Raw genomic sequence first — 22,154 nt, 5'->3', positions numbered from 1 at the left:
TGCCATCCGGGCGCGGAGGACCAAGGTGCCGATACGACCACGGCCTATTTACCGTCAATTCGGGCTCGCAGCCGGGCGGCGTGCGGCGCCGGAAGCCCGGTTTCCACCGCGCGGTCCAACGCCTCACCGGCCGACGGCGAACCCAGGCGGTGCAGCAACTCCGCCCGCGACGCATGCCACCACGGGTAATCCGCCAGCTCCGGCAACGCGTCCACCAGCGCCAACGCCACCGACGGCCCGTCCCGCTCGGCCACCGCCGCCGCGCGGTTCAGGCGGACCACCGGGGTGTCCTGGACCGTCAACAGCACGTCGTACCAGGAGATCACCGCGTCCCAGTTCGTCTCGGCGTACGTGGGCGCGAGGTCGTGGCAGGCCGCGATCGCCGCCTGCACCACGTACGCGTTCGGTATCGACGGCGTCCGGCGCAAGCCGACGCTCACCAGTGCGACGCCCTCCTTGATCAGCGACGCGTCCCACTTCGAACGGTCCTGCTCCGACAGCAGCACCGGCTCGCCGCCCGGGAGGAACCGCGCCGCGCGGCGGGCGTCCTGCAGCAGCACCAACGCCAGCAACCCGAGCGCTGTCGGCTCGTCCGGCATCAGCTCGACCAGCAGGCGCGCCAGGCGGACGCCCTCGGAAAGCAGCGACACGCGGCCCGTGTACCCCTCGTTGAAGATCAGGTACACCGTCGACGCCACTCCGGCCAGCCGCGCCGGCAGCTCTTCCGCCGCGGGTACCCGGTACGGGATCCGAGCCGTCGCGATCTTCTGCTTCGCCCGCGTCAGGCGCTTCGCCATCGTCGCTTCGGGGACCAGCAACGCGCGTGCGACCTCCGCGGTCGACAAACCGCCCAATGTCCGAAGCGCCAAGGCGACCTGCGCCTCCAGCGACAACGCGGGGTGACAGCAGGTGAAGACCAGGCGCAGCAGGTCGTCGCGGACCGAGACCGGGTCCGGGCAGGGGTCGACGGCGGGCATCGCGTCCGCCTCCTTCCCCAGGCGCTTCGCCTCGCGGCGGACCACGTCGACCGCGCGACGCCGGGCCGCCACCAGCAGCCAGCCGCGCGGGTTGGCGGGGACGCCGTCGCGCGGCCACGTCTCGAGCGCGCGCACGACGGCGTCCTGGACCGCGTCCTCGGCCAGGTCGACGCTGCCGGTGACGCGGACCAGCGTGGCCAGTACCCGGGTGCCCTCGTCCCGGACCAGCCGCGCGACCGCGTCCCCGGCGCCGGTCACTTGCCGAAGTCGACGACCGGCCGGACCTCGATCGCGCCGTCCCAGGCACCCGGGATCCGCGCCGCGACCTGGACGGCTTCGTCGAGGTCGGCGCATTCGAGCAGGTAGAAGCCGGTCAGCGCTTCCTTGGTCTCCGCGTACGGGCCGTCGCTGGTGACGATGTCGCCGCCCTTGCCGCCGGTGACGCGGACCGTCGTCGCGGTCGCCGTCGGGTACAGCGCCGCACCGCCGCGGATGACCGCGCGGGCGCCGGCACCGAACTCGTCGTAGTCCTTCATCATTTCGGCGGCTTCGGGCCGGGTCGGGTCGACGTCGGAGGCGTAGATGATGGCGGCGTACTGGGGCATGACAGCTCCTCACAGGTCCTGACCGGCGCCGATCGCCGGATCTCACTGTAAGGACGAACGGGCGAAGCCGCTCCGGGACACTTGTGGCCTGGATTCTCGCGCGGGCGCGGTGGACGGCATGGCAGAGGCCGAGCTGTCCGGTCCGGACTTCGATCGCGACCCCTCACCCGCCTACGCCTGGCTACGCGAACGACCACCGCACCGGCTCGGCTTCCCGAGCGGCGCTGACCGACGAACAGGTGGCGGCCAACCGACGACACGGACGGCTCCAAGGTCCGGGAAGCCACCGACGCCCTGGAACGGCTGGTGACCGAGGTCGTCGATGGCCTTCCTGATCCTCGTCGGCGGGCACGAGACGACCGTCAGGCTCGTCTCGACCGGTCTCCCCGGACGAAGCCGATCGAGCGCGGGAAGACTCGCAGCACCGCGCCGCCGTCATCGAAGAGACGCTCCGGCCGCACGCCGCAGAACGCGACCTGGCGGTTCCCCACCGAGGACGTCGAGATCGGCGGCCGGGTCATGCGGCCCGATCCTCGTCTCGATCCTGGCGGCGAACCGCGATCCCGCGGCGTTCGAAGACCGCGGCTTCGCCCCGGGCCCCCGAAAGATGTGTCAACCCTCGACGAGTTCCCACTCGGAGTCCGGGGTCGCGCGGTCGTAGACCTGGCCCGGCGCGGCCTTCAGCACGCTGCGCACGTCCGGGTACAGCCCCGCGACGTGCTCCAGTTCCAGGCCCTCGACCTCGAAGTCCTCCGCCTCCGGGACCTCGAAGCCGACGAACAGCCAGGTGCCGTCCTGTTCGCGGACCACCTGGCGGACCGCTCGGGCCGGCGCGTCCGGTGCCGTCGGGATCTCGGTCAGGCCCGTGCTGATCTGGGCCTCGTCGTCCGGCGAGCCCTCGTATTGCCACGCGGCGCGGCGCTGGGCCAGCAACCGGACGTCCTCGTCCTCGTCGTCGGAACCGGTCACCGACGAGAGCAGCCACGTGCGGCGCTCCGGGTCCCAGTCGGCGGCCATCCCGGTCGGCAGGTCCGCCAGCGCGGTCAGCTCCGGCAGCAGCTCGACGGCTTCGCGCAGCGACATCTTGCGGAAGCTTTCGCGGTTGACCTGCACGTCGTCGGACAGCTCGGTGCCGTCGCTGATGAACCAGTCGTCCTCGTCGTCCAGGACCACGAACCCGAGCGAACCAGGGTCGGAAACCAGCGCGTACGCGATGATCACCGGCGCTTCCGGGTCCTGGCGCAGCGGCCATTCGGTCGACATGCGCCATATCCCACCATCGGGTCAACCGCGGCGGGGATCCGGGGTCATCACGAGAATAATTCATCAATCGTTGATATTATGTCCGCATGGTGCTACCCAAGGGACTCGCCCGCTTCAACCGCGTCGCGACCAACCGGATCAACAAGCACGTCGCCCCCTGGGCGCCCGGCTTCGGCATGATCGTCCACAAAGGACGGAAGTCCGGCCGGGAGTACCGCACGCCGGTGAACGTCTTCCGCACGCCCGGCGGCTTCGTCGTCGCCCTCACCTACGGGCCGGACGCCGACTGGGTGAAGAACGTCCTGGCCGCGGACGGCGCCACGGTGATCACCCGGCGCCGTAATTACCGCGTGCACGGCGCGGAGGTCGTGCATGATGAGTCGCGCCGAGCGATGCCGACACCCGTGCGGCAGGTCCTCGGCCTGCTGAACGTCCACGACTTCCTGCTGCTCAAGCGGGACTAGGGGGAACCTTGCTGCTCGAGGGGGAGCTCGTCCGGCTGCGGGCGCTCGAACCGGAGGACGCCGACCGGCTGCACCCATGGCTGCACGACCCCGAGGTCGGCCGCTGGATGACCAACGACCACCCGCTGTCGCTGGCCCAGGTCCGCAAGCGCTGCGAGGAGCGCGCGGTCAACACCTACGAGAAGGTCGTCCTCGGCATCGTGGCCAAGGCCGATGACAAGCTCATCGGCGTCATCGACCTGCGTGATGCCGTTCCCGAAGTGGGCGAAGCCGAGCTGGACGTCTACATCGGCGACGCCGAGTTCCGCGGCGGCGGCTACGGCACCGAAGCCCTGCGGCTGATGTGCCGGTACGGCTTCAACAACATGCGCCTGCACCAGATCACGCTCTGGGTGGTCGCCGAGAACGAGGCCGCCCGGCACGTCTACCGCAAGATCGGCTTCGTCGAGGAGGGCCGGCACCGCGAGTCGTTCGTCGGGCTGGACGGCGAGCGCCACGACATGATCCTGATGAGCATGCTCAAGGGCGAGCTCACCTGGTGAGCCGGGGCGGCGCCTTCAGCCGCCACGCCTCTTCGAGCAGTTCGCGCAGCTGATCGACGTCGACGCGCTCCAGGTCGACGATGATCGAGCCATGGCCGTCGTAGTGCGGTGTCGTGAAGAAGGCCGCGTCGCCGGAGTCCAGCAACGCGGCCTTCTCGTCGAGCCCGCACATCACGACCAGGCCGCCTTCGGCCTCGGTGCGCAGCCGCGCGAACCCTTTGCCCGCCACCTTCAGCGCGGGCGTGCGGTACCAGGTCGACGCCTCGACCTCGGGCAGTTCCGAGGCCAGGCGTACGACGTCTTCCCAGGTCGTCATGGGTTCATTGTCGACCAGGTGTCTTGCAGAAACGGGAACTACGGCAGCCGCGTGATCCGGTCCGCCGCCGGCGGGGCCAGGTTCGGGTGGGTGCCCAGGTACGCGATCAGCGCGTCCAGGTCCACCGGACCACCCGAAAGGTTGGTGCCCTTGGTGAACTCGGTGAAGCCGTCACCGCCGGCGGCGAGGAAGTTGTTCACCGACACGCGGTACGACGCCGCCGGGTCGACCGGCGTGCCGTTGACCGTGATGTTCGAGACCCGCGAGCCCTGCGGCGCGGACGCCGAGTAGCTGTAGTGCAGCGAGCTCGAGATCTGCAGGATGCGCGTGGTCGTGCCCTGCCACTGCTGCTCCAGCACGTTCTTCAGGTTCGCGCCGGTCAGCGTGATCGTCTGCATGATGTTCGAGAACGGCTGGACGGTGAACGCCTCGCCGTAGGTCACCACGCCGTCGCCCTCGCCGTTCGGCGACGACTTGTACGTCAGGTCGGCGCGGATGCCGCCCGGGTTGGTGATGGCGATGACCGCGTTGTTCGACTGGGTGCCCGCGAGCTGTGCGTCGGCGATGACGTCGCCGAGCGGCGACTCACCGGCCGCGTTGCCCGCCGCCGGCAGGTCCGCGGTGATGGTCCCGACCGGCTTGTTCGCGATCGGCGCGGCCTTCGTCTTGGCGTCGGCGACCAGCGCGGCCACGGCCGGGTCCGGCGTGACGTCGCGGGTGACGATCTCGTTGCGCGCCTTGGTCTGCGACCGGACGACGTCCCGGGTCTTCAGGTCGATCTTCAGGTCCATGACCGAGAGCAGCCTGCCGAACGACGAGCCCTGGATGACCGGCCGCGGCTGGCCCGCCGGGTCGTTGATCACGCAGTTGTACTGCTGGTGGCTGTGCCCGGTGAAGATCGCGTCGACCTTCGGGGTGACCGCGGCGGCGATCGCGGCGGCCGGGCCGGGCCGCAGCTTGCAGTCGTTCGGGCCCTCGACCTCGGTGCTGTCGCCCTGGTGCAGCAGCACGATCTGCGACTTGACGCCGAAGAAGTCGAGCAGGTTCGCGGTGCGGTCGATCGCCTCGACCTCGTCACCGAACTTCAGGCCCTTGATGGCCTCCGGCGTGACGACCGTCGGCAGGTCCTTCAGGGTCGCGCCGATGATGCCGATCGGCACGCCGCCTTCGAACTTGACGGTGAACGGCAACAGCGCGGGCAGGCCGTTGGTGAAGTACACATTGGACCCGAGGAACGGGAAGTTCGCGCCCTTGAACTGCGGCTGGAACTGGCAGCCGTCGGTGGGGTGGCAGCCGCCGAACTGCATGCGCTGCAGCTCCTGGTAGCCCTCGTCGAACTCGTGGTTGCCGACGACGGACGCGCCGACGCCGAGCTGGTTGAGGAAGTCGATGGTCGGCTCGTCGTGGAACAGCGCCGAGATCACCGGCGACGCGCCGATGTTGTCCCCGGCGGACAGCACGAGCGAGTTGCGCACCTGCGAGCGAAGCTGCTTCACGTGCGTCGCGAGGTAAGCCGCACCGCCGGCGTCCACGGTGGTCCCGTCGGACTGCGTGACGCGGCCGCTGGAGCCGCTCGGCGGCTCGAGGTTCCCGTGCAGGTCGTTGAACGCGATGATCCGGACGTCGGTGGTGGGGTCCGGGCGCTGACCGGCGAACGCGGGTGCGGTGGTCACCGCCGTCGTCGCCAGCGCGGCCGCGGCGAGTACCGCGAGCCGGGTTGAAAGCCTCATGCGTGTGTTTCCTCCGATTCGCGCCCAAGGTCCCCGAACGGGCGCACGGCGGAGGATTCTGCCTCGCGAAGCGGTCAGCTACCAGGGTCAAAAGACGGACGTAAAGCGAATGTCACCTAACGGCTTCCCGTGAGCAGCACCTCGGCGACGAGCGCGGGGTCGTCGTTCATCGGCACGTGCCCGCATCCGGGCAGCAGCCGGAACGTCCCGTCCGGCGCGACCTTCCGCAGGTCGGCGAGGCGCGGGCGGGCGAGGATGCGGTCCTGCTCGGCCCACGCGATGGTCACCGGGACGCCGGTGACCGGCCCGGTGAAGCGGAAGTCGCCCCGCGACTGCGCGGCGGTCGGCTCGAAGCCCGGCGCGGTAGCGAGCGCGTGGGCGTCCTCGACGACGGTGTCCGGGCTCAGCAGCGCCGGCTTCCCGACGATCATCCCGGTCAGCGCCTTGCGCCCGGTGGCTGTGGCGGCGAGACGGCGCACGACCTGCGGTGGCGTGCGCTGAGCCAGCGCGCGATGGGCCTTGAGCGCGGCGATCGCGCAGAGCTTCTGCCGCCGCGTCCAGAGCCCAGCCGGCGACAGCGCCGTGACGCTGCGGACGAGCCCGGCCTGCCCGAGCACCAGGGACAGCAGGCCGCCGAGCGAGTTGCCGGCGACGTGCGGCCGGTCGAGCCCGAGGTCGGTGAACAGCTCCTTGAACATCACCAAGGCGGGCTCGATGCCGTACCCGCGTGACGGCTCGGGCGAGTCGCCGAAGCCGGGCAGGTCGACGGCGATGACGTCGCGATACGGCGTGAGCAGCGGAAACACCGGCGCCCACGCTTGACGGCGGTGCCCGATGCCGTGGATGAGCACCAGCGGTTCGCCCCGGCCCGCGCGGTCGTAGACAACGTCGTCCATGACCCGAGCGTAAGGCCGGAGCCGAGAACCTACAACCGTCGGTAACAGTTACTCTGCGTCCGGCTGAACCCGGGTCCCGGAGTCCGCGGACCGCTGCACGGCGTCGAGCACCCGGTGCACGCGCAGCGCGTGCGCGAAGTCCGGCAAGTCGCCCTTGAGGTGACGCGCGTAGGCGTGCGCGACGTTGTACGACGGCTCGGCGCTGCGTCCGGCCAGCTGGGGCAGCTCGTAGCGGGCGGGCACGGTCAGCTTCTCGAGCGTGCCGGTGCGGCTGCCGCGCAACGTCAGCTTCGCGATCCAGAACAGCGGATCCGCGGCGGTGACGACCAGGGTGCCTTCGGTGCCGTTGATCTCCCAGTGGAAGTCCGTGGCCGGCGACGACCCGCCCCGCAGGTGCAGCGACGCGACGGCGCCGCCGGTGAGCACCCCGGTGACGGCGATCTGGTCCGGCGCGGTCATCGGGACGGACTCGCCGGTGACCTCGTCACGCACCCGCGGCCGGACGGTCGCCATCGTCGCCGACAGCTCGGTGAACCGGCCGAGCACCATGTCGAAGGCGTCGACGGTGTGCGCGAACGGGATGGTCAGCATGGTCGCCCCGCCCTCGGGGTGCAGCTGGTAGTCGCGGCCGGCCCGCACGCTCGGCCCCCAGTTGGCGCCGGACGCGATGAGCGACGTCGAGAGGACCCGGCCGACGTAGCCGTCCTTGATGAGGTCCCGCAGGTAGCGCAGGGCGGGCGCGGACCGCCCCTGCAGCCCGACCGCGGTCTTGACCCCCTTCGCGGCTTCGACCAGCGCTTCGGTTTCGGCGAGGCTCACGCCGAGCGGCCACTCGCTGAGCACCGGCTTGCCCGCGGCCAGCGCGGGTTCGATCAGCGCCCGGTGCTCGGTCACCTTCACGGCGACGACGACCAGGTCGACCTCGGGGTGCCGCGCCAGCTCGCCGGCGTCACCGAAGGTCAGCGGCACGCCGTACTTCTCCCCGGCCACCCGCGCCGACTCGGCGCTGCTGCCGCTCAGCGCCCGCAGCTCGTAGCCCTCCACCGCGGCCAGCGCGGGCACGTGCGCGGTGGCGGCCCAGCCACCGTTCGCGCTGAGCCCGACGATGCCGACCCGGACCGGTGCCATGGACGTTCCTTTCGTTGCCCTGCACAAGACTTCGACGTGCAGAGCGTCGTGGTCATTCCCGGGTGGGCGCAAGCCGCATCCGGTTATGTCTGTGGCCGGCCGCGATGACTTCGGTCACCGGCCGATCGGCCCGTGCCCGGGTCGGCCGACTGGCCGATGCCGGTCCCGCGCGTCCGGCTCTTCGACCGAAGCGCGCCGGCGGGCAAGATCCATAACGTCGATGGCATGACGAACGCACAGGTCACGGCCCTGCAGTACGGGTTCATCGGCTTCCTCGCGGTGTGGACCGTGGTGCTGGTGCCGCAGCTGATCACGCAACTTGCGCGCTACGGCGGCCTGCGGGTGCGTGGCCTCGCGACGACCGCCGCGGTGCTCCTGTACGGCTGCATGACCCTCGCGGTCGTCTTCCTCCCGCTGCCCGGTCCGGGCACCCGGCGGCTGAGCCAGACGGTGCAGCTGCACCCGTTCCAGTGGATCACCGACATCCACACGGAGCTGCTCAAACACGGCGAGCCGGTGTGGCAGTGGTTCATGACGCAGACGTTCGAGCAGGCGTGCCTGAACGTCCTGCTGTTCGTGCCGCTGGGGGTGTTCGCGCGCACCCTGTGGCGGCGCGGCCTGACCGGCACGACGCTGATCGGCTTCGCGGCGTCGCTGCTCATCGAGATCACGCAGGTCACGGCGAACTTCGGGACGGCACCGTACGTCTACCGGATCTTCGACGTGGACGACCTCATGAACAACACGTTCGGAGCGGGCCTCGGCTGGGTGTTCGGGGCGCTGCTGCTGGCGCTGCGGCGTTCACCGGTCGACGTGCAGCCGTCCCGGCGCGAGCGGGTCCACCTCGCCCAGCCGCGCTAGCCGGGCTTTCCGCTGCAGGGCCGCCCGCCGGGCGGCCCGCCGGTCTTCGAGGATGACCACCAGCGCGGCGGCCGCGAGCACCAGCGCGACGAGCCCGAGGACGATCGGAAGCTGCACGAAATCCTCCTCGGTACGGCGCTGTGCGGGAGATCACACAGATTACGCAGGTCCGTGGCGAATCCGCTACCCCCGGCGACGGGAGAAGGTCGGGAACCGGCCGGCGGTCGGAAGCTCCCGATCTGACCCACGCCCGCGCCGTCCGCCCGCGAATCCGCTACCCCCGGCGACCAGCCCGGGCGGCGAACCAGCGCCGGTCCGCGGTGAGCCATCCGTCGAAGACCAGGTCAGCCGGGGCCAAGACGTCATCGAGCGCCAACCGGCGGCAGGTGAACTCCTGATCCCACCGCCGTCCGCCGGCCGAATACCGCACGGTGGCCGACAGCAGGTCGCCGTCGCGGACCACGCCGGCCAGCTCCACGGCCACCTCGCCGATCCGGCCGCCCTGCCCGGAGGCGACTCCGTCGAACCACTCCGGCGGGTGCCACTCGACGATCAGCCGGCCCGCAGGCGCGAGGTGGCGGCGCGCGGCGGCGAGCAACGCGCGCCGGTCGTCGTCTCGCGGGGTGTTGATCAGGTGACTTGCCAGCAGCACCGCCTCGAACGTCCGGCCGAGATCCAGCCCCTCGATGCGCGCACAGACCGTCTCGGCACGGACGTGCGCGAGCATCGCGGGCGAGTCGTCCACCGCCACGACCTCGTGGCCCAGCTCCGCCAGCGGGTGCGTGACCCGGCCGGTCCCGCACCCCAGCTCGAGGATCGACGCCGACGGCGGCATCGCGGCGTGCACGATCTCCGGCTCGCCCTGCGGCGGCAGCAGGCGGTAGACGTCGACGAAACAACCGTCCGCGGTGACCTCCACCTCGCCAGCGTGCCGGAGACTGGGCAGGTGAGCACCCGACCCACGAAGGACCAGCTGGCCGCCGCGCACAACGCCACCATTCCCGACGTCATCGCGCCCGGGCTTGACGTGCTGTTCTGCGGCATCAACCCCGGTCTCTACTCCGGTGCGCTCGGGCAGCACTTCGCGCGCCCCGGCAACCGGTTCTGGCCCGCCCTGCACGCCGGCGGGTTCACGCCGCGGCTCTACGCGCCCAGCGAACAGGACCAGCTGCTCGACCTCGGGCTCGGCATCACCAACGTCGTCGCCAGGACCACCGCCCGCGCCGACGAGCTCAGTGACGACGAGTTGCGTGCGGGCGGGAAACTGCTGGTCGCGAAGGTGCTCGAGTACCGGCCGCGGTGGCTCGCCGTCGTCGGGATCACCGCCTACCGGACCGCCTTCGGCTTCAAGAAGGCGCGCGTCGGCCGCCAGGAACACCGCATCGGCGACACCTTCGTGTGGGTTCTGCCGAACCCCAGCGGCCTCAACGCCCACTGGACGCCGGCGGAGCTCGGGAAGGAGTTCGCGGTGCTGCGCGCCGCATCCCGGCGTCGTCGAAATCGTTGAACAAGGGCAGGCCACCCTCAGTAGCACCGACGGCCACGTCACGACCTGCCCCGCACGGCCGAGCCGCCTCGCGAAGATCCTCTTCTACCGAAAGTTTGCTGTGACCGGCGGATTGGGCCATGAGGGTGAGATGGCGTCATGAGCTGCGCAATCGCGACTCGTACCAAGCAGGAGGAGTCACTTTTGGCCGGTCCCGGCAGGGGGGACCGGACGGTGCCGGCGGCGTCCGGCGTCCCCAGGAGCGACGGCGCAGAGACGGAGGCCCACGATGCACGGCATCGAGCCCACCCGCCGGCCCGGCGGACCGATCGGACCCCCTGGACGCAGTCTCGGCGTGGCGGTCGTCGATCCGGTCCCGATCTTCCGCGACGGCCTCGCCGCGCTCGTCCACCGCAGCCAGGGGCTGCACTGGGCGGGACAGGCGGCAAGCCACCACGCCGCGCTGCAGCTGTGCGAGCAGGTCAAGCCGGACGTCGTCGTGCTCGACTCGGCCCTCGATCCGAACTGCCACCTGACGAAGCTGCTCAACGCCGGCGACCCGGCGCTGGTCCTGGTCACGCTGATCCGGGACTCGAACCGCACTCAGCAGTACCTCGCGGCCGCGATCGCGGCCGGCGCGCACGCGATCGTGCCGCGGTCGATCGATTCACGCCGGCTCGCCGAAGCGATCCGGCGCGCCCACGCCGAACGCCGGTACATCGATCCGGCGCTGGCCGCGCTCACCGCCCGGCCGAAACGGGCGACGGTGCCGAAGGGCGACCTGGCCCACGACAGCCCGCCGGCCCCGCGCGGCCCGATGCCACTGTCCCGGCGCGAGTACCAGGTGCTCCAGCTGGTCGCCGAGGGGCTCGAGAACTCCGCGATCGCGAAGCTGCTGTTCCTGTCCGTCGAGACGGTCCGGACGCACGTGAAGAGCATCCTGCGCAAGCTTTCCGCGCGCGATCGGACGCACGCGGTCACCATCGCCTTCCGCGGCGGGATCCTGGTCGCCCGCGCCGACGACGGCCACGTTCCGGTGACCGCCGACACAACCGCCCTTCCCGGGCAGCGCTGACCTTCTTTTCCCATGACGGCGGCAGGATTTCCGATACTCGGAAGTGCGGATCCGCTTGCTCCAGTTACCCGCAGGTAATATCCTGAAGTTACCGGCGAGTAAGGCGAACATGTGCCCGGCCGGGGAGCCGAACACATTGGAGTGACGACATGGGCCACTACAAGAGCAACGTCCGAGACCTGGAGTTCAACCTCTTCGAGGTACTCGGCGTGCAGGAGCGCCTTGGCAAGGGTGTGCTCGCCGAGTCCGACGAGGAGACCGCGCGCGGTGTGCTGGCCGAGCTGAACAAGCTCGCCACCGGTCCGCTCGCCGAGTCCTTCGCCGACGCCGACCGCAACCCGCCGGTCTACGACCCGAAGACCTTCAGCGTCACCATCCCCGAGTCGTTCAAGAAGAGCTACCGCCAGCTCATGGAGGGCGAGTGGTGGCGGCTCGGCCTCACCAACGACCTCGGCGGCTTCGGCCTGCCCCCGACGGTCCAGTGGGCGGCCTCCGAGCTGATCCTCGGCGCCAACGCCCCGCTGTTCATGTACATGGCGGGCCCGAACTTCGCGATGATCGTCGACAAGAACGGCACCGAAGAGCAGAAGCGCTGGGCCCGGATCATGATCGACAAGGGCTGGGGCGCCACCATGGTGCTGACCGAGCCGGACGCCGGTTCGGACGTCGGCGCGGGCCGTACCAAGGCCACCAAGCAGGAGGACGGCTCCTGGCACATCGACGGCGTCAAGCGGTTCATCACCTCGGCCGAGAACGACATGGTCGAGAACATCATGCACCTGGTGCTGGCCCGTCCCGAGGGTCCCGGCATCGAGACCAAGCCGGGCACCAAGGGCCTGTCGCTGTTCCTCGTGCCGAAGTTCCACTTCGACAGCGAGACCGGTGAGCTGGGCGAGCGCAACGGCGCCTTCGTCACCAACATCGAGCACAAGATGGGCATCAAGGCCTCGACGACGTGCGAGCTGACCTTCGGCCAGCACGGCACCCCGGCCAAGGGCTGGCTGCTCGGCGAGGTGCACGACGGCATCGCGCAGATGTTCCAGGTCATCGAGTACGCCCGGATGATGGTCGGGACCAAGGCCATCGCCACGCTGTCGACCGGTTACCTCAACGCCCTCGAGTACGCCAAGGAGCGCGTCCAGGGCGCCGACCTGCCGAACATGCTGAACAAGACCGCGCCGCGCGTCACCATCACGCACCACCCGGACGTCCGGCGTTCGCTGATGCTCCAGAAGGCGTACGCCGAAGGCCTCCGCGCGGTCTACCTGTACACGGCGTCCTTCCAGGATCAGCTGTGGACCGGCGAGGGTGACCAGAAGGTCGCGCACGGCGTCAACGACCTGCTGCTGCCGATCGTCAAGGGGGTCGGCTCCGAGCGCGCCACCGAGCAGCTCGTGCAGTCGCTGCAGACGCTGGGCGGTTCCGGCTTCCTGCAGGACTACCCGATCGAGCAGTACATCCGCGACGCGAAGATCGACTCGCTGTACGAGGGCACCACGGCGATCCAGTCGCTGGACTTCTTCTTCCGCAAGATCGTCCGCGACAAGGGCCAGTCGCTGGCCTTCGTCGCCGGTGAGATCACGAAGTTCATCGAGTCGGAGGCGGGCAACGGCCGGCTGAAGAACGAGCGCGCGCTGCTCAAGCAGGCCCTCGAGGACACGCAGGGCATGCTGGGCTCGATGATCGGCTACCTCACCGCGTCGCAGGAGGACCCGCAGAGCATCAACAAGGTCGGCCAGCACACGGTCCGGCTGCTGATGTCGGTCGGCGACCTGCTCATCGGCTGGCAGCTGCTCAAGCACGCCGAGGTCGCCATCGCCAAGCTCGACGCGGGCGCGTCCGCCAAGGACGTCCCGTTCTACGAGGGCAAGGTGGCCGTGGCCTCGTTCTTCGCGAAGAACGTGCTGCCCGAGCTGACCTCGCGCCGCGCCATCGTGGAGGCCGCCGACAACGCGCTCATGGAGATCGACGAAGCCGCGTTCTGACGGTCACGAAAATGGCCCCTTCCCGCCGGGGAGGGGCCATTTTCGTGTTTCAGGTCCGGACAGGGCGGGCATTCCGCTCACCGAGTCCGACGGACCCGATTGGCCGGGTCCGCGGATCCTGGAGAGGAGAATGTGATGACTGTCGCCGGCATCGTCAGCGCACTCATCGTCGGGCTGATCATCGGTGTGCTGGGCCGTCTGGTCGCCCCCGGCAAGCAGAACATCCCGATCTGGCTGACCATTGTGATCGGTATCATCGCCGCGTTCATCGGCACGGCCATCGCACGCGGTCTCGGGTACGCCGACACCAACGGCATCGACTGGCTGGAAATCCTCACTCAGGTGGTGCTGGCCGCGATCGGTGTCAGCATCGCGGCGGGCGCCTACGGCCGCCGTGGCGTCACCAGGTAACGCCCCCGGATCCCGGCCCGGCCCGGTTCGCCTCCGAGCGAACCGGGCCGGGCTTTTCGTTGTCACCCCTTCGTGGGTCCGGACGGGCGCGGCGGCCGGATCGGTGTCACCGTGACGCTGTCGGCTATCCGAGGAGGCAACTGTGCTCGGCGGACTTTGGGGCATCATCTCGACGATCATCGTCGGCCTGATCCTGGGCGTACTGGGCAGGCTGTTCGCGCCAGGAGACCAGAAGATCCCGATCTGGCTGACGATCGTGGTCGGCATCGTCGCCGCGTTCATCGGCAACTGGCTGGCCGGTGTGTTCGGCGTGCGCCACACGTCCGGCATCGACTGGATCCGGCACATCTTCCAGATCGTCGCGGCGGTCGTCGGCGTCATCGCGGCGTCGGCCATCTACGCCAAGGTCAAGGGCGGCAACCGCACTACCGCCTGAGCGACAGGCCTGCGCCGGCGAGCAGCAGCGCGGCGGCGCAGGTCATGGTCGTGGTGAGGGCGGTCGCGGACGACGTCGCGGCCAGCGTCAGGAACAGGCTGCCGAACGTGGCCACGCCGACGACCTGGCCGAGCTGCAGCGTGGTGGTCAGCAGGCCGCTGACATCCGCCGCGCGCTCGAGCGGGACGTGCGTCAGCGCGTTCACCATCAGGGAGCCGAACGCCGGCCCCATCGAGAGGCCGAACAGCACCAGGGCGACGAAGAACAACGTCCCGCCGTCGCTGCCCAGGCCGAGCAGCGCGTAGGCGACGGCCGATCCCACGTAACCGCACGGGGTCAGCCACCCGTGCACCCGCCTCGGCAGCCGGTTCCAGAAGAACCCGCACAGGCCGAAGACGATGCCGCCCGGCGCCATCGCCAGGCCGGCGGCCATCGCCGTCTTGCCAAGGCCCGACTGCAGGTGCAGCGACACGCAGAAGAGGAATCCGCCGTAGGACGCGACGCCCGTTGCGAGCGTCGCCAAACCCGGCGCGACCCCGCGGATCCTGAGCACGGCGAGATCGACGAGCGGGTCGGCCACCCGGCGTTCGACGACCACGAACACCACGGCCAGCAGCGCGCCCACCGCCATCGACACGAACGTCCAGGCCGGCCAGCCGGTTTCGTGTCCGAGCACCAGCGGCAGCACGGCCAGCACCACGGCGGGCACGGCGATCGCCAGGCCGGCGAGGTCGAGCCGGCGGCCCGCCTTGGCCACGCTGCCGGGCAGCAGCTTGACGGCGAGAACGGCCACGAGCACCCCGATCGGCACGTTGACCAGGAAGACCGGCCGCCAGCCCGTGCCGAACAGGTCCGCGCCGACGAGGACGCCGCCGAGCACCTGACCGGCCACGAACGCGACCGAAATGACGGCGGTGTACGCGCTCAGCGCCTTCGCTCGCGCGGCACCGGTGAACTGCGCCTGGATGACGCTGATGACCTGCGGCATCATCAACGCCGCCCCGGCGCCTTGCGCGATCCGCGCGACGATCAGGAAGCCCGCGCCGGGCGCGAGCCCGCACAGCAGCGAGCAGACGGTGAAAGTGACGACGCCGGTGACGAACAGCCGTCGCCGTCCGAACAGTTCGCCCAGCCGGGCTCCGGTGATCAGCAACATCGCGTAGCCCACGGTGTAGCCGGAAACGACGAGCTGCAGCGCGGCGCCGGACGCGTGCAGGTCGGTGCGGATGTCGGTCATGGCGACGTTCACGACGGTGACGTCGAGCAGCGCCATGAACTGGCCGAGCAGCAGGACGGCCAGCATGAACCACGGCCGCCGGTCCGGCCGGGCGGCCCGGTCCGGGGTGGCCGGGGCAGGAGTGGTCAGTGTCATGCGTCCGACCTTGGGGTTCGCCGGTCGTCCGCGGAGAGAGCCTGGCGATGCTGGTACTCCCAGCACCTCCTTCGTCGAAATTGTCGTACCCCTCGGGCACCATGTCCGCATGACCCAGACGCAGGTCCACACCAGCCGCCGGGAGGAACTCGGCCAGTTCCTCAAGGCGTGCCGGGCGCGGATCGGCCCGGCAGAGGTCGGGCTCGCGCCCGGCCCACGTCGCCGTCTCAGCGGGTTGCGCCGCGAAGAGGTGGCGTTGCTCGCCGGTGTCGGCGTCACCTGGTACACGTGGCTGGAACAGGGGCGGCCGATCAACGCGAGCGCGCAGGTGCTCGACGCCGTCGCCCGCACGCTGCGGATGGACCACATCGAGCGGGAGCACCTCTACCGGCTCGCCGAGCTGACCCCTTCGCGGCTGCCCTCGTCGGCCGAGGTGGTGCCCGACGCGGTGCGCGAGGTGCTGCGCGCGCTGGACCCGTTGCCTGCCACGGTGGTCAACGGCCGGTTCGACGTGCTGGCGTCGAACTCGGCGCAGGAGGAGCTGTTCTGGGAGTGGCACAGCATGCCGTGCCTGCACAAGAACCTGCTGTGGTGCTGCGTGACCGAGCCGAACGCGCGGCGGTTCCTGCTGAACTACGACGAAGAGGTGCCGCACATGGTCGCGCGGATGCGCGCCGAGTACGGCAGGCACGTCGGCGATCCGTCCTGGGAAGAGGACATCCGCCGGCTGTCGGCGCTGAGCCCGGAGTTCGTCGACCTCTGGGCGCGGCAGGAGGTGGCGGAGCCGCGGGCGCGGCTGCGCCGGCTGCACCACCCGCGGGCCGGGCGGATGAACTTCCGGCTGACCGAGCTGGCGGTGTCGGAGGTGCCGGGCCTGCGGATCCAGGTGTCCACTCCGGACGACGCGGCCACCTGGGCGCTGCTGCCGTCGACGCGGCGGCCGTCATGACGGCACCCGAACTCGGCGGCCAGGGGCTGGCGGAGTTTCCCGACGTTCCGCCCGGCGTCACCCAGCTCGACCTCTACGCCAACTCGCTCACATCAGTGCCGGCTTCGCTCTGGTCGCGGACCGAGCTGCGGGTGCTGAACCTGGCCGCGAACCAGCTGGCTTCGCTGCCGCCGGGCATTTCGGCGCTGAAGTCGCTGCACACGCTGGATCTCGCGCACAACCGGTTCGAGGCGCTGCCGGAGGAGCTGGGCGACCTGGCCGGGCTCACGGAGTACCTGTACGTCAGCGACAACCGGCTGACTTCGTTCCCGGATGCCTGGTGCCGCTTGGGGAAGCTGCGGTACCTGGGGTGCACGGACAACCGGCTGACCGCGTTGCCGCGGGATCTGTCCGGGTTCGCGTCGCTGCGCGAGCTGCGGCTGTACCGCAACCGGCTGAGCGCGCTGCCGGAGTCGATCGGCGCTCTCGGCGCCTTGCGGGAGTTGCATCTCCGCGGCAACCAGCTGACTGCGCTGCCGGAGTCGATCGGGTCGCTGAGCGAGCTGCGTCAGCTCGACCTGCGGGAGAACGCGTTGACGACGTTACCGGCGTCGCTCGCTCAGCTGTCCAAGTTGGACAAACTGGACCTGCGGTGGAACAAGCACTTCCGGGAGCCGGCGTGGCTGCGTGAGTTCGAGGAGGCGGGGTGCATGGTCCTTCGCTGACAACTCAACAGAGAACGGTCGGACGCGGGCCGTAGGTTGCCGTGTGTGACGTCCGCCGTACCTCGGCGCCGCTCGCGATGTCGTAGAGCACGCGCGTGTCGGTGACGCTGAAGCCGGGTGAGCCGATGGCCGGCAGGCAGGAGCCTTCGCCGTCGGCTCCGCCGAACTGGACCGGCGGGGGATCGCCGGGGGTTTGCGCGCCGGTCTGGCTTTCGACGCGGTAGTGGCGGGTGCCCCAGATCCGGACCGTGACCGAGTCGCCGGAAACGGTGGCCTGGATGGCGATGCCGGTCTGGGTGTCGTTGGTCAGCTTCAGCTCGACGGGGTTGCCGCCGGCGTCGATGGCCTTGGCGTCGCGGGCGGCGGGGTAGCGGTCAAGGTAGTGGTCGTGCTCGAGGTGACCGGCGTCGGCGAGGCCGGCGAGGTAACCGGCGTTGTACAAAGTGGACGCCAGCTGTGAGACGCCACCACCGACCACGACCGGGCCGGTGCCGTCTTCGTCGACCGGGGCGGGCACGTAGCCGTTGCCGGCGGTGCGCGGGCCGGAGCGGGCGCCGAGGCTGAACGTCTCGCCGGGCTTGACGATCGTGCCGGACACGCGGGCGGCGAGCGTCCGGTTGTTCGTCGCGGCCGGCCCGGACAGGCCGCCGGTGGTGAACTCGCCGATGACGTCCTTGATGCCGAGCGCATTGGCGGCGTCGGTGGTCACGCTGGGCTTGGACGCGCTGTAGACGACGGGCAGGTCCCGGCCGTCGGTCTTCTTGAGCACGTCGATGAGCGGCAGGAAGGTCTTCTCCCAGTCGACCTTGCGGGCGTCCTCGGACGGTTCGACGGCGGGCTGGTCGCCGGTGAAGACGATCTGCGCGTCCTTGCCGTCGGTCTCGGTGCCGGCGAGCGGGTCCTTCAGTGCGGCCTGCAGCTTGCCCTGGTCGATGCGGACCTCGACGGCCCCGCCCTCGACCGCGGCGAACTGGAACGCGGAGGCGATGGTGGCGGGCTTGAGCGGAACGTCCTTGCCCTGGCCGTGCACGACGACGGGCTTCGCGACCGCGGGCACGACGATCTGCTGGTAGGCGGCCTGCACGCCGGCCGCGGTGGCCTTCACCGGCGTGATGGCCATGGCGAGCTTGACCCCGCCGGGGTCGAGCCAGTGGTCGGTGACGGTCCGCACGGCGCCGGCGAGATCGGTCAGCTGCTGCCCCTGCCGCGGCAGGACGGGGTAGGGCGTGACGCCCCCGTCGCTGCCCGCGACGGGCGTGAACCCGACGGCGCCTTCGGTGGCGGGGTGGTTCAGCTTGCCCTCGGCGAGCTCGCGCACGGCCTGGCTGATCTGGCCGGGATCGGTCCGGGTCGCGACCCCGACCTCGCGGCTGGTGAAGAAGGACATGATCCGCGTGATCGGACTGAGCGGCTGGTGCCCGGCGAGCCCGAGGGTGTTGGGCCAGTCGAGCCCGAGCCCGGAGCGCGAGGGAACGAGCTCGGCCTGCACATCACCGCCATGAACGACGACGGGCCGGGTAAGCCGCGGCTCGAGCTGCTGGCGCAGCTTGGCCTCGGCCTCGGCATGGGTGAGCCCCCCGACGTCGATCCCGGCCACGGTCACCCCGCGCGGAACATCACCGGCGCTGGCGATCAGATCGACGGCATAGAGGATGACGAAGAGGCCGAGCGCGATGCCGATGGCCATCATGGTCCGGGCAACGCCTTTGCGGAGCTTGCGGGCGGGAGTCTCGGGCAGCGGAGCAGCGGCGGGAGTCTCGAGCAGATCCCCGAGAAGATCATCGGCGAAGAGCTCCCCACCGGCGGCCTCGGCGGCGGGCGGGCCGGTGGGCGCAGGTTCACTTTGCGGCCACTCCGGCGCCGGTCCCGCAGCAGGCTCCGCCGCCGGTGATTCCACCGTGGACTCAGGCCCAGGGGGCGCCGGCTCGCCTTCCGGCCACTCACCGGACCCGTCAGCCGCCGGAGCAGCGGGCGCCTCCGGACGTGGAGCGGCCGGGTCGTGCAGCTGGTCCTCTGTCACGCGCCCGCCCTCCGCGGGGCTCGACCTACAGGTAGAGCCCCGTTCCGTGCTCTGTTCGCTCCGTGGCCACCGCGTGGATGTCGCGCTCGCGCATCACCAGGTGACCTTCGCCCTGGATTTCGACCTCCAGCTGGTCCTCCGGGTTGAAGAGCACTCGGTCGCCCGTCTTCACGTTGCGCACACTGTTGCCGACGCCCAGTACATCACCCCAGGCGAGGCGGCGCGCGACCTGTGCCGTTGCGGGGATCACGATGCCGCCGCTGCTGCGGCGCTCGCCCTCCTCCGGGGACAGCCGCACGAGTACCCGGTCGTGCAGCATCTGGATCTCGAGTTTCGGCCCGTCAGACACGGCTCGCATGCTACTCGGCGGGTTCACCGGCCATGACCAGGCTCAGCTCCCGCGCCCCGTCCGCGGCGAGGCGGACCGGGACGCCCCAGTCCTGGCGGGTGATGCGGCACGCCGGGTGCTCGCCGCCGTCGTCGCAGCTCGCCGCCTGGGCCACCACCTGCAGGACCCCTTCCGTGGCGTCCGCCGACAGCCGGATCTTGCGCTTCAGGTCCGTGCCGACGCCGACGCCGTCCGCCAGCAGCGATGGCGGTGACGCGCTGATCTCCAGCCGCGTCGACGGGCCGAACCGGTCGTCCAGCTTCTCGCCCGGCGGCGCCGTGAACACGACCGCCAAGTCGATCTCGCCCGGCGCCAGCACGGTCGGCGGACGGCGCACCGCGTGCGCGTCGCCGGTGACGACCGTCGGCTCGGTCGACGGCAGCGGGCCGATCCGGTTGGCCGCCGACTCGACGACCAGCAGCTCACCCTCGTGCAACAACAGCCCCTGCGGCTCCAGCAGCCCGGTGGCGATCGTGGTCACTTCGCGGGTGAAGACGTCGAAGCGGCGTACGGCGCCGTTGTACGTGTCCGCGATCGCGATCTTGTCGCCGGGCAGCACGGCGAGGCCGAGCGGGTGCTGCAGGAGCGCTTTGTCGGCCGGGCCGTCGGTGTGGCCGAAGGAGAAGAGGTCGATCCCGACCGCCGTCTGCACGGTGAACGACTCGCCGTCGGGCTCGATCCAGCGCAGCGCCGACGTCTCCGCGTCGACGAGCCACAGCTTGTCGCCGTCCGCGGCGAGACCCGACGTCTGCGCGAAGAACGCTTCGCCGACGTCGCCGTCTCGGAGGCCTTCGACCGTCGTCCCGGCGAAGCGGCGAATCGACCCGGACACCGGGTCGAACACGCTCAGCGTGTGGTTGCCCGCCATCGCGACGACGACCCCACCGGCCGGGCCGTACCAGGCGACGTCCCACGGGCTCGTCAGGTCGACCTCGACACCCTTGCCAGAGTCCGGCCCGCTGCGCCACTGCGTGCCGGTGCCGGCGACCGTCGTCACCTCGCCGGTGATCAGGTCGAGCCCGCGCAGCCGGTGACCGGCGGTGTCGGCGACCACGGCGTGGTACCCGGCCCGCTCGGCGACGTCGTACGGCAGCAGCGCGATCCCCGACGGCTCGGCGAAGCTCGCGATGTCGAACGGGCCGTCCTGGCCGCCGCGTTCGCCGCTGCCGAAGCGCCGGATGACCGTCTCGCCGTCCGAAGCGAACTCGACGATCGCGTGGTGGCCGGTGTCCGCGACGAGGACGCGCCCCTCCGCGGTCGCCACGGCCTTGCTCGGGAAGCGCAGCTCTCCGTCCTGCTCCTCGACCGGCACGTACGGACTGCCGCCGCGGCGAAGCGTCCCCTTCGCTTCGTGCTTCGTCACCAGGTCCGCGATGACGCGGCGAAGCGCCTCTTCGTGCCCTTCGCCCGCGGCGACGTGCACGACGTAGCCTTCCGGGTCGACGACCACGAGCGTCGGCCACGCGCGGACCGCGTACTGCGACCACAGGTCCATCTTCGGGTCGTTGACCACGGGGTGGTGCACCTCGTAGCGCCGGACGGCGGCTTCGATCGACGCGCGCTCGCCCTCGTGCAGGAACTTCGGCGAGTGGACGCCGATCGTGACGAGGACGTCCGCGAACTCGGCTTCGAGCGGCCGCAGCTCGTCGAGGACGTGGAGGCAGTTGATGCAGCCGCTGGTCCAGAAGTCCAGCAGGACGATCCGGCCGCGCAGCTCGGCGAGGGTCAGCGGGCGGCCACCGGTGTTCAGCCAGACGTCGCCGCGCAGCTCGGGGGCGCGCACGCGGGCCTGCGGTCGAGGAGCAGTCACGGCAAAAGTGAACTACACGTGTTCAGCCGGTGTTCCGAAGTCCAGCCGATGAGAGAACAAACTCACCCCATGGGGGTCCCCCTGAAACCGGCGGAAAAGGACGCGCGGGGAGGTGAGCCGCCGCTTAGGCTCAGCTCATGACCCCCGTCCAGCCGGCCGGCGCCCTCACCTTGGAGGAGGCGCGGCACCTGCAGGAGAACCTCCGGGAACCCGTGCGTCCCGGGCTGACCGAGGCCGAGCTCGACGCCGTCGAGCGCCGGTTCGGCTTCCGCTTCGCCGCGGACCACCGCACGTTCCTGGCCGCCGGCGTCCCGATCGGCGACCGCTGGCCGGACTGGCGCTGCGGCAACCCCGAACAGCTCCGCAAACGTTTGGCATGGCCGGTCGACGGCGTCCTCTACGACGTCGAGCACCACGGTTTCTGGCTCCCGGACTGGGGCACCCGCCCGGTCGGCCCGGAGGACGCGGTCCGCGAGGCCCGCCGCCGCCTGGCCGACGTCCCGCAGCTGGTGCCGGTCTGCGGGCACCGGTACCTGCCCGGCCTGCCGGGCACGACGGGCTACCCGGTGCTGTCGGTGTACCAGACGGACATCATCGTCTACGGCTGTGACCTGCGGGATTACCTCAACCGCGAGTTCGCCGCAGGCGGCATCAGCACGGCCCCGCCGGACGGCCCGCGGTACATCCCGTTCTGGTCCCGCTTTCTCGACTAACCGTCCCTAACGCAATCTACGGC

25 protein-coding genes are annotated in these 22,154 nt (G+C 70.6%); 11 read left to right on the top strand and 14 right to left on the bottom strand.

The features are described from left to right. Positions 1-44: 44 nt before the first annotated feature. The 4 genes from BT341_RS06890 to BT341_RS06880 all read right to left on the bottom strand — a co-directional run bounded on the left by BT341_RS06890 (position 45) and on the right by BT341_RS06880 (position 2,845). Positions 45-1,235 (bottom strand): RNA polymerase sigma factor, encoded by a 1,191-nt coding sequence (locus tag BT341_RS06890; RefSeq protein ID WP_072475475.1) that lies wholly within the window; start codon positions 1,233-1,235, stop codon positions 45-47. Next, on the bottom strand, positions 1,232-1,582 hold the full coding sequence (locus BT341_RS06885) for a YciI family protein (protein ID WP_072475474.1): 351 nt from the start codon (positions 1,580-1,582) through the stop codon (positions 1,232-1,234). The genes BT341_RS06890 and BT341_RS06885 overlap by 4 nt, the downstream gene beginning before the upstream one ends. A 362-nt stretch (positions 1,583-1,944) precedes the next feature. Further along, positions 1,945-2,103, bottom strand: coding sequence for a hypothetical protein (locus BT341_RS45200; protein WP_177328755.1), 159 nt, complete (start codon positions 2,101-2,103; stop codon positions 1,945-1,947). A 91-nt stretch (positions 2,104-2,194) separates the two neighbouring features. After that, positions 2,195-2,845: a hypothetical protein gene (locus tag BT341_RS06880; RefSeq protein WP_072475473.1), complete on the bottom strand. Its 651-nt coding sequence runs from the start codon at positions 2,843-2,845 to the stop codon at positions 2,195-2,197. A gap of 86 nt (positions 2,846-2,931) precedes the next feature. On the opposite strand from BT341_RS06880, the gene BT341_RS06875 reads away from it, so the two are divergent. Together BT341_RS06875 and BT341_RS06870 are read left to right on the top strand one after the other, a co-directional pair. Then, a complete protein-coding gene (locus BT341_RS06875) occupies positions 2,932-3,309 on the top strand; it encodes a nitroreductase family deazaflavin-dependent oxidoreductase (RefSeq protein ID WP_072475472.1) in 378 nt (125 codons plus the stop codon). Between the two features lie 8 nt (positions 3,310-3,317). After that, entirely contained in the window at positions 3,318-3,851 is a 534-nt protein-coding gene (locus BT341_RS06870; protein WP_084742782.1) for a GNAT family N-acetyltransferase, read from the top strand. Here BT341_RS06870 and BT341_RS06865 read toward each other — a convergent pair. The 4 genes from BT341_RS06865 to BT341_RS06850 form a co-directional block, all read right to left on the bottom strand. After that, the gene (locus BT341_RS06865; protein ID WP_072475471.1) at positions 3,841-4,167 is read right to left on the bottom strand and encodes an MmcQ/YjbR family DNA-binding protein; all 327 of its coding nucleotides are present in this window, start codon (positions 4,165-4,167) and stop codon (positions 3,841-3,843) included. The genes BT341_RS06870 and BT341_RS06865 overlap by 11 nt on opposite strands. A 38-nt stretch (positions 4,168-4,205) precedes the next feature. Then, positions 4,206-5,897: a bifunctional metallophosphatase/5'-nucleotidase gene (locus BT341_RS06860; protein WP_072475470.1), complete on the bottom strand. Its 1,692-nt coding sequence runs from the start codon at positions 5,895-5,897 to the stop codon at positions 4,206-4,208. Positions 5,898-6,013: 116 nt separating this feature from the next. Further along, positions 6,014-6,793, bottom strand: a complete 780-nt coding sequence (locus tag BT341_RS06855; RefSeq protein ID WP_072475469.1) for an alpha/beta fold hydrolase — start codon at positions 6,791-6,793, stop codon at positions 6,014-6,016. A 48-nt stretch (positions 6,794-6,841) separates the two neighbouring features. Then, a complete protein-coding gene (locus BT341_RS06850; RefSeq protein ID WP_072475468.1) occupies positions 6,842-7,921 on the bottom strand; it encodes a Gfo/Idh/MocA family protein in 1,080 nt (359 codons plus the stop codon). 225 nt (positions 7,922-8,146) lie between these two features. Here BT341_RS06850 and BT341_RS06845 point away from each other — a divergent pair, with 225 nt between their 5' ends. Continuing rightward, entirely contained in the window at positions 8,147-8,782 is a 636-nt protein-coding gene (locus tag BT341_RS06845; RefSeq protein WP_072481817.1) for a VanZ family protein, read from the top strand. Here BT341_RS06845 and BT341_RS45195 read toward each other — a convergent pair. Together BT341_RS45195 and BT341_RS06840 are read right to left on the bottom strand one after the other, a co-directional pair. Then, on the bottom strand, positions 8,723-8,899 hold the full coding sequence (locus BT341_RS45195) for a hypothetical protein (protein WP_177328754.1): 177 nt from the start codon (positions 8,897-8,899) through the stop codon (positions 8,723-8,725). The genes BT341_RS06845 and BT341_RS45195 overlap by 60 nt on opposite strands. A gap of 157 nt (positions 8,900-9,056) precedes the next feature. After that, a complete protein-coding gene (locus tag BT341_RS06840; protein WP_072475467.1) occupies positions 9,057-9,701 on the bottom strand; it encodes a class I SAM-dependent methyltransferase in 645 nt (214 codons plus the stop codon). A 27-nt stretch (positions 9,702-9,728) separates the two neighbouring features. On the opposite strand from BT341_RS06840, the gene mug reads away from it, so the two are divergent. The 5 genes from mug to BT341_RS06815 all read left to right on the top strand — a co-directional run bounded on the left by mug (position 9,729) and on the right by BT341_RS06815 (position 14,175). Further along, positions 9,729-10,289: a G/U mismatch-specific DNA glycosylase gene (mug, locus tag BT341_RS06835; RefSeq protein ID WP_072475466.1), complete on the top strand. Its 561-nt coding sequence runs from the start codon at positions 9,729-9,731 to the stop codon at positions 10,287-10,289. 268 nt (positions 10,290-10,557) lie between these two features. Continuing rightward, on the top strand, positions 10,558-11,343 hold the full coding sequence (locus BT341_RS06830) for a response regulator transcription factor (protein ID WP_072475465.1): 786 nt from the start codon (positions 10,558-10,560) through the stop codon (positions 11,341-11,343). A 149-nt stretch (positions 11,344-11,492) separates the two neighbouring features. Continuing rightward, the gene (locus BT341_RS06825) at positions 11,493-13,328 is read left to right on the top strand and encodes an acyl-CoA dehydrogenase (RefSeq protein ID WP_072475464.1); all 1,836 of its coding nucleotides are present in this window, start codon (positions 11,493-11,495) and stop codon (positions 13,326-13,328) included. 135 nt (positions 13,329-13,463) lie between these two features. Next, entirely contained in the window at positions 13,464-13,739 is a 276-nt protein-coding gene (locus BT341_RS06820; RefSeq protein ID WP_072475463.1) for a GlsB/YeaQ/YmgE family stress response membrane protein, read from the top strand. Between the two features lie 142 nt (positions 13,740-13,881). Next, on the top strand, positions 13,882-14,175 hold the full coding sequence (locus BT341_RS06815; protein ID WP_072475462.1) for a GlsB/YeaQ/YmgE family stress response membrane protein: 294 nt from the start codon (positions 13,882-13,884) through the stop codon (positions 14,173-14,175). Here the strand turns inward: BT341_RS06815 and BT341_RS06810 are convergent. Further along, the gene (locus tag BT341_RS06810) at positions 14,165-15,547 is read right to left on the bottom strand and encodes an MFS transporter (protein ID WP_072475461.1); all 1,383 of its coding nucleotides are present in this window, start codon (positions 15,545-15,547) and stop codon (positions 14,165-14,167) included. The genes BT341_RS06815 and BT341_RS06810 overlap by 11 nt on opposite strands. Before the next feature lie 109 nt (positions 15,548-15,656). Between BT341_RS06810 and BT341_RS06805 the strand changes: the two genes are divergently transcribed. Then, positions 15,657-16,496: a helix-turn-helix transcriptional regulator gene (locus BT341_RS06805; RefSeq protein WP_072475460.1), complete on the top strand. Its 840-nt coding sequence runs from the start codon at positions 15,657-15,659 to the stop codon at positions 16,494-16,496. Continuing rightward, positions 16,493-17,200, top strand: a complete 708-nt coding sequence (locus BT341_RS06800; protein ID WP_072475459.1) for a leucine-rich repeat domain-containing protein — start codon at positions 16,493-16,495, stop codon at positions 17,198-17,200. Before BT341_RS06805 ends, BT341_RS06800 begins: the two co-directional genes overlap by 4 nt. A gap of 4 nt (positions 17,201-17,204) precedes the next feature. On the opposite strand, the gene BT341_RS06795 is transcribed toward BT341_RS06800, so the two are convergent. From BT341_RS06795 to BT341_RS06785, 3 genes are all read right to left on the bottom strand, one after another. Beyond that, positions 17,205-19,097, bottom strand: a complete 1,893-nt coding sequence (locus BT341_RS06795; RefSeq protein ID WP_425426319.1) for a VanW family protein — start codon at positions 19,095-19,097, stop codon at positions 17,205-17,207. Positions 19,098-19,245: 148 nt separating this feature from the next. After that, a complete protein-coding gene (locus tag BT341_RS06790; protein WP_072475458.1) occupies positions 19,246-19,578 on the bottom strand; it encodes a GroES family chaperonin in 333 nt (110 codons plus the stop codon). A 1-nt stretch (position 19,579) separates the two neighbouring features. Beyond that, positions 19,580-21,391 (bottom strand): NHL domain-containing thioredoxin family protein, encoded by a 1,812-nt coding sequence (locus BT341_RS06785; RefSeq protein ID WP_072475457.1) that lies wholly within the window; start codon positions 21,389-21,391, stop codon positions 19,580-19,582. A gap of 164 nt (positions 21,392-21,555) precedes the next feature. Here BT341_RS06785 and BT341_RS06780 point away from each other — a divergent pair, with 164 nt between their 5' ends. Next, entirely contained in the window at positions 21,556-22,131 is a 576-nt protein-coding gene (locus BT341_RS06780) for an SMI1/KNR4 family protein (protein ID WP_072475456.1), read from the top strand. The last annotated feature ends 23 nt before the right edge of the window (positions 22,132-22,154 follow it).

The sequence above is a fragment of the Amycolatopsis australiensis genome, assembly GCF_900119165.1.
Taxonomy (GTDB): domain Bacteria; phylum Actinomycetota; class Actinomycetes; order Mycobacteriales; family Pseudonocardiaceae; genus Amycolatopsis; species Amycolatopsis australiensis.
Note: the sequence above shows the minus strand (reverse complement) of the source record. Positions and strands in the feature narration are given on the sequence as shown.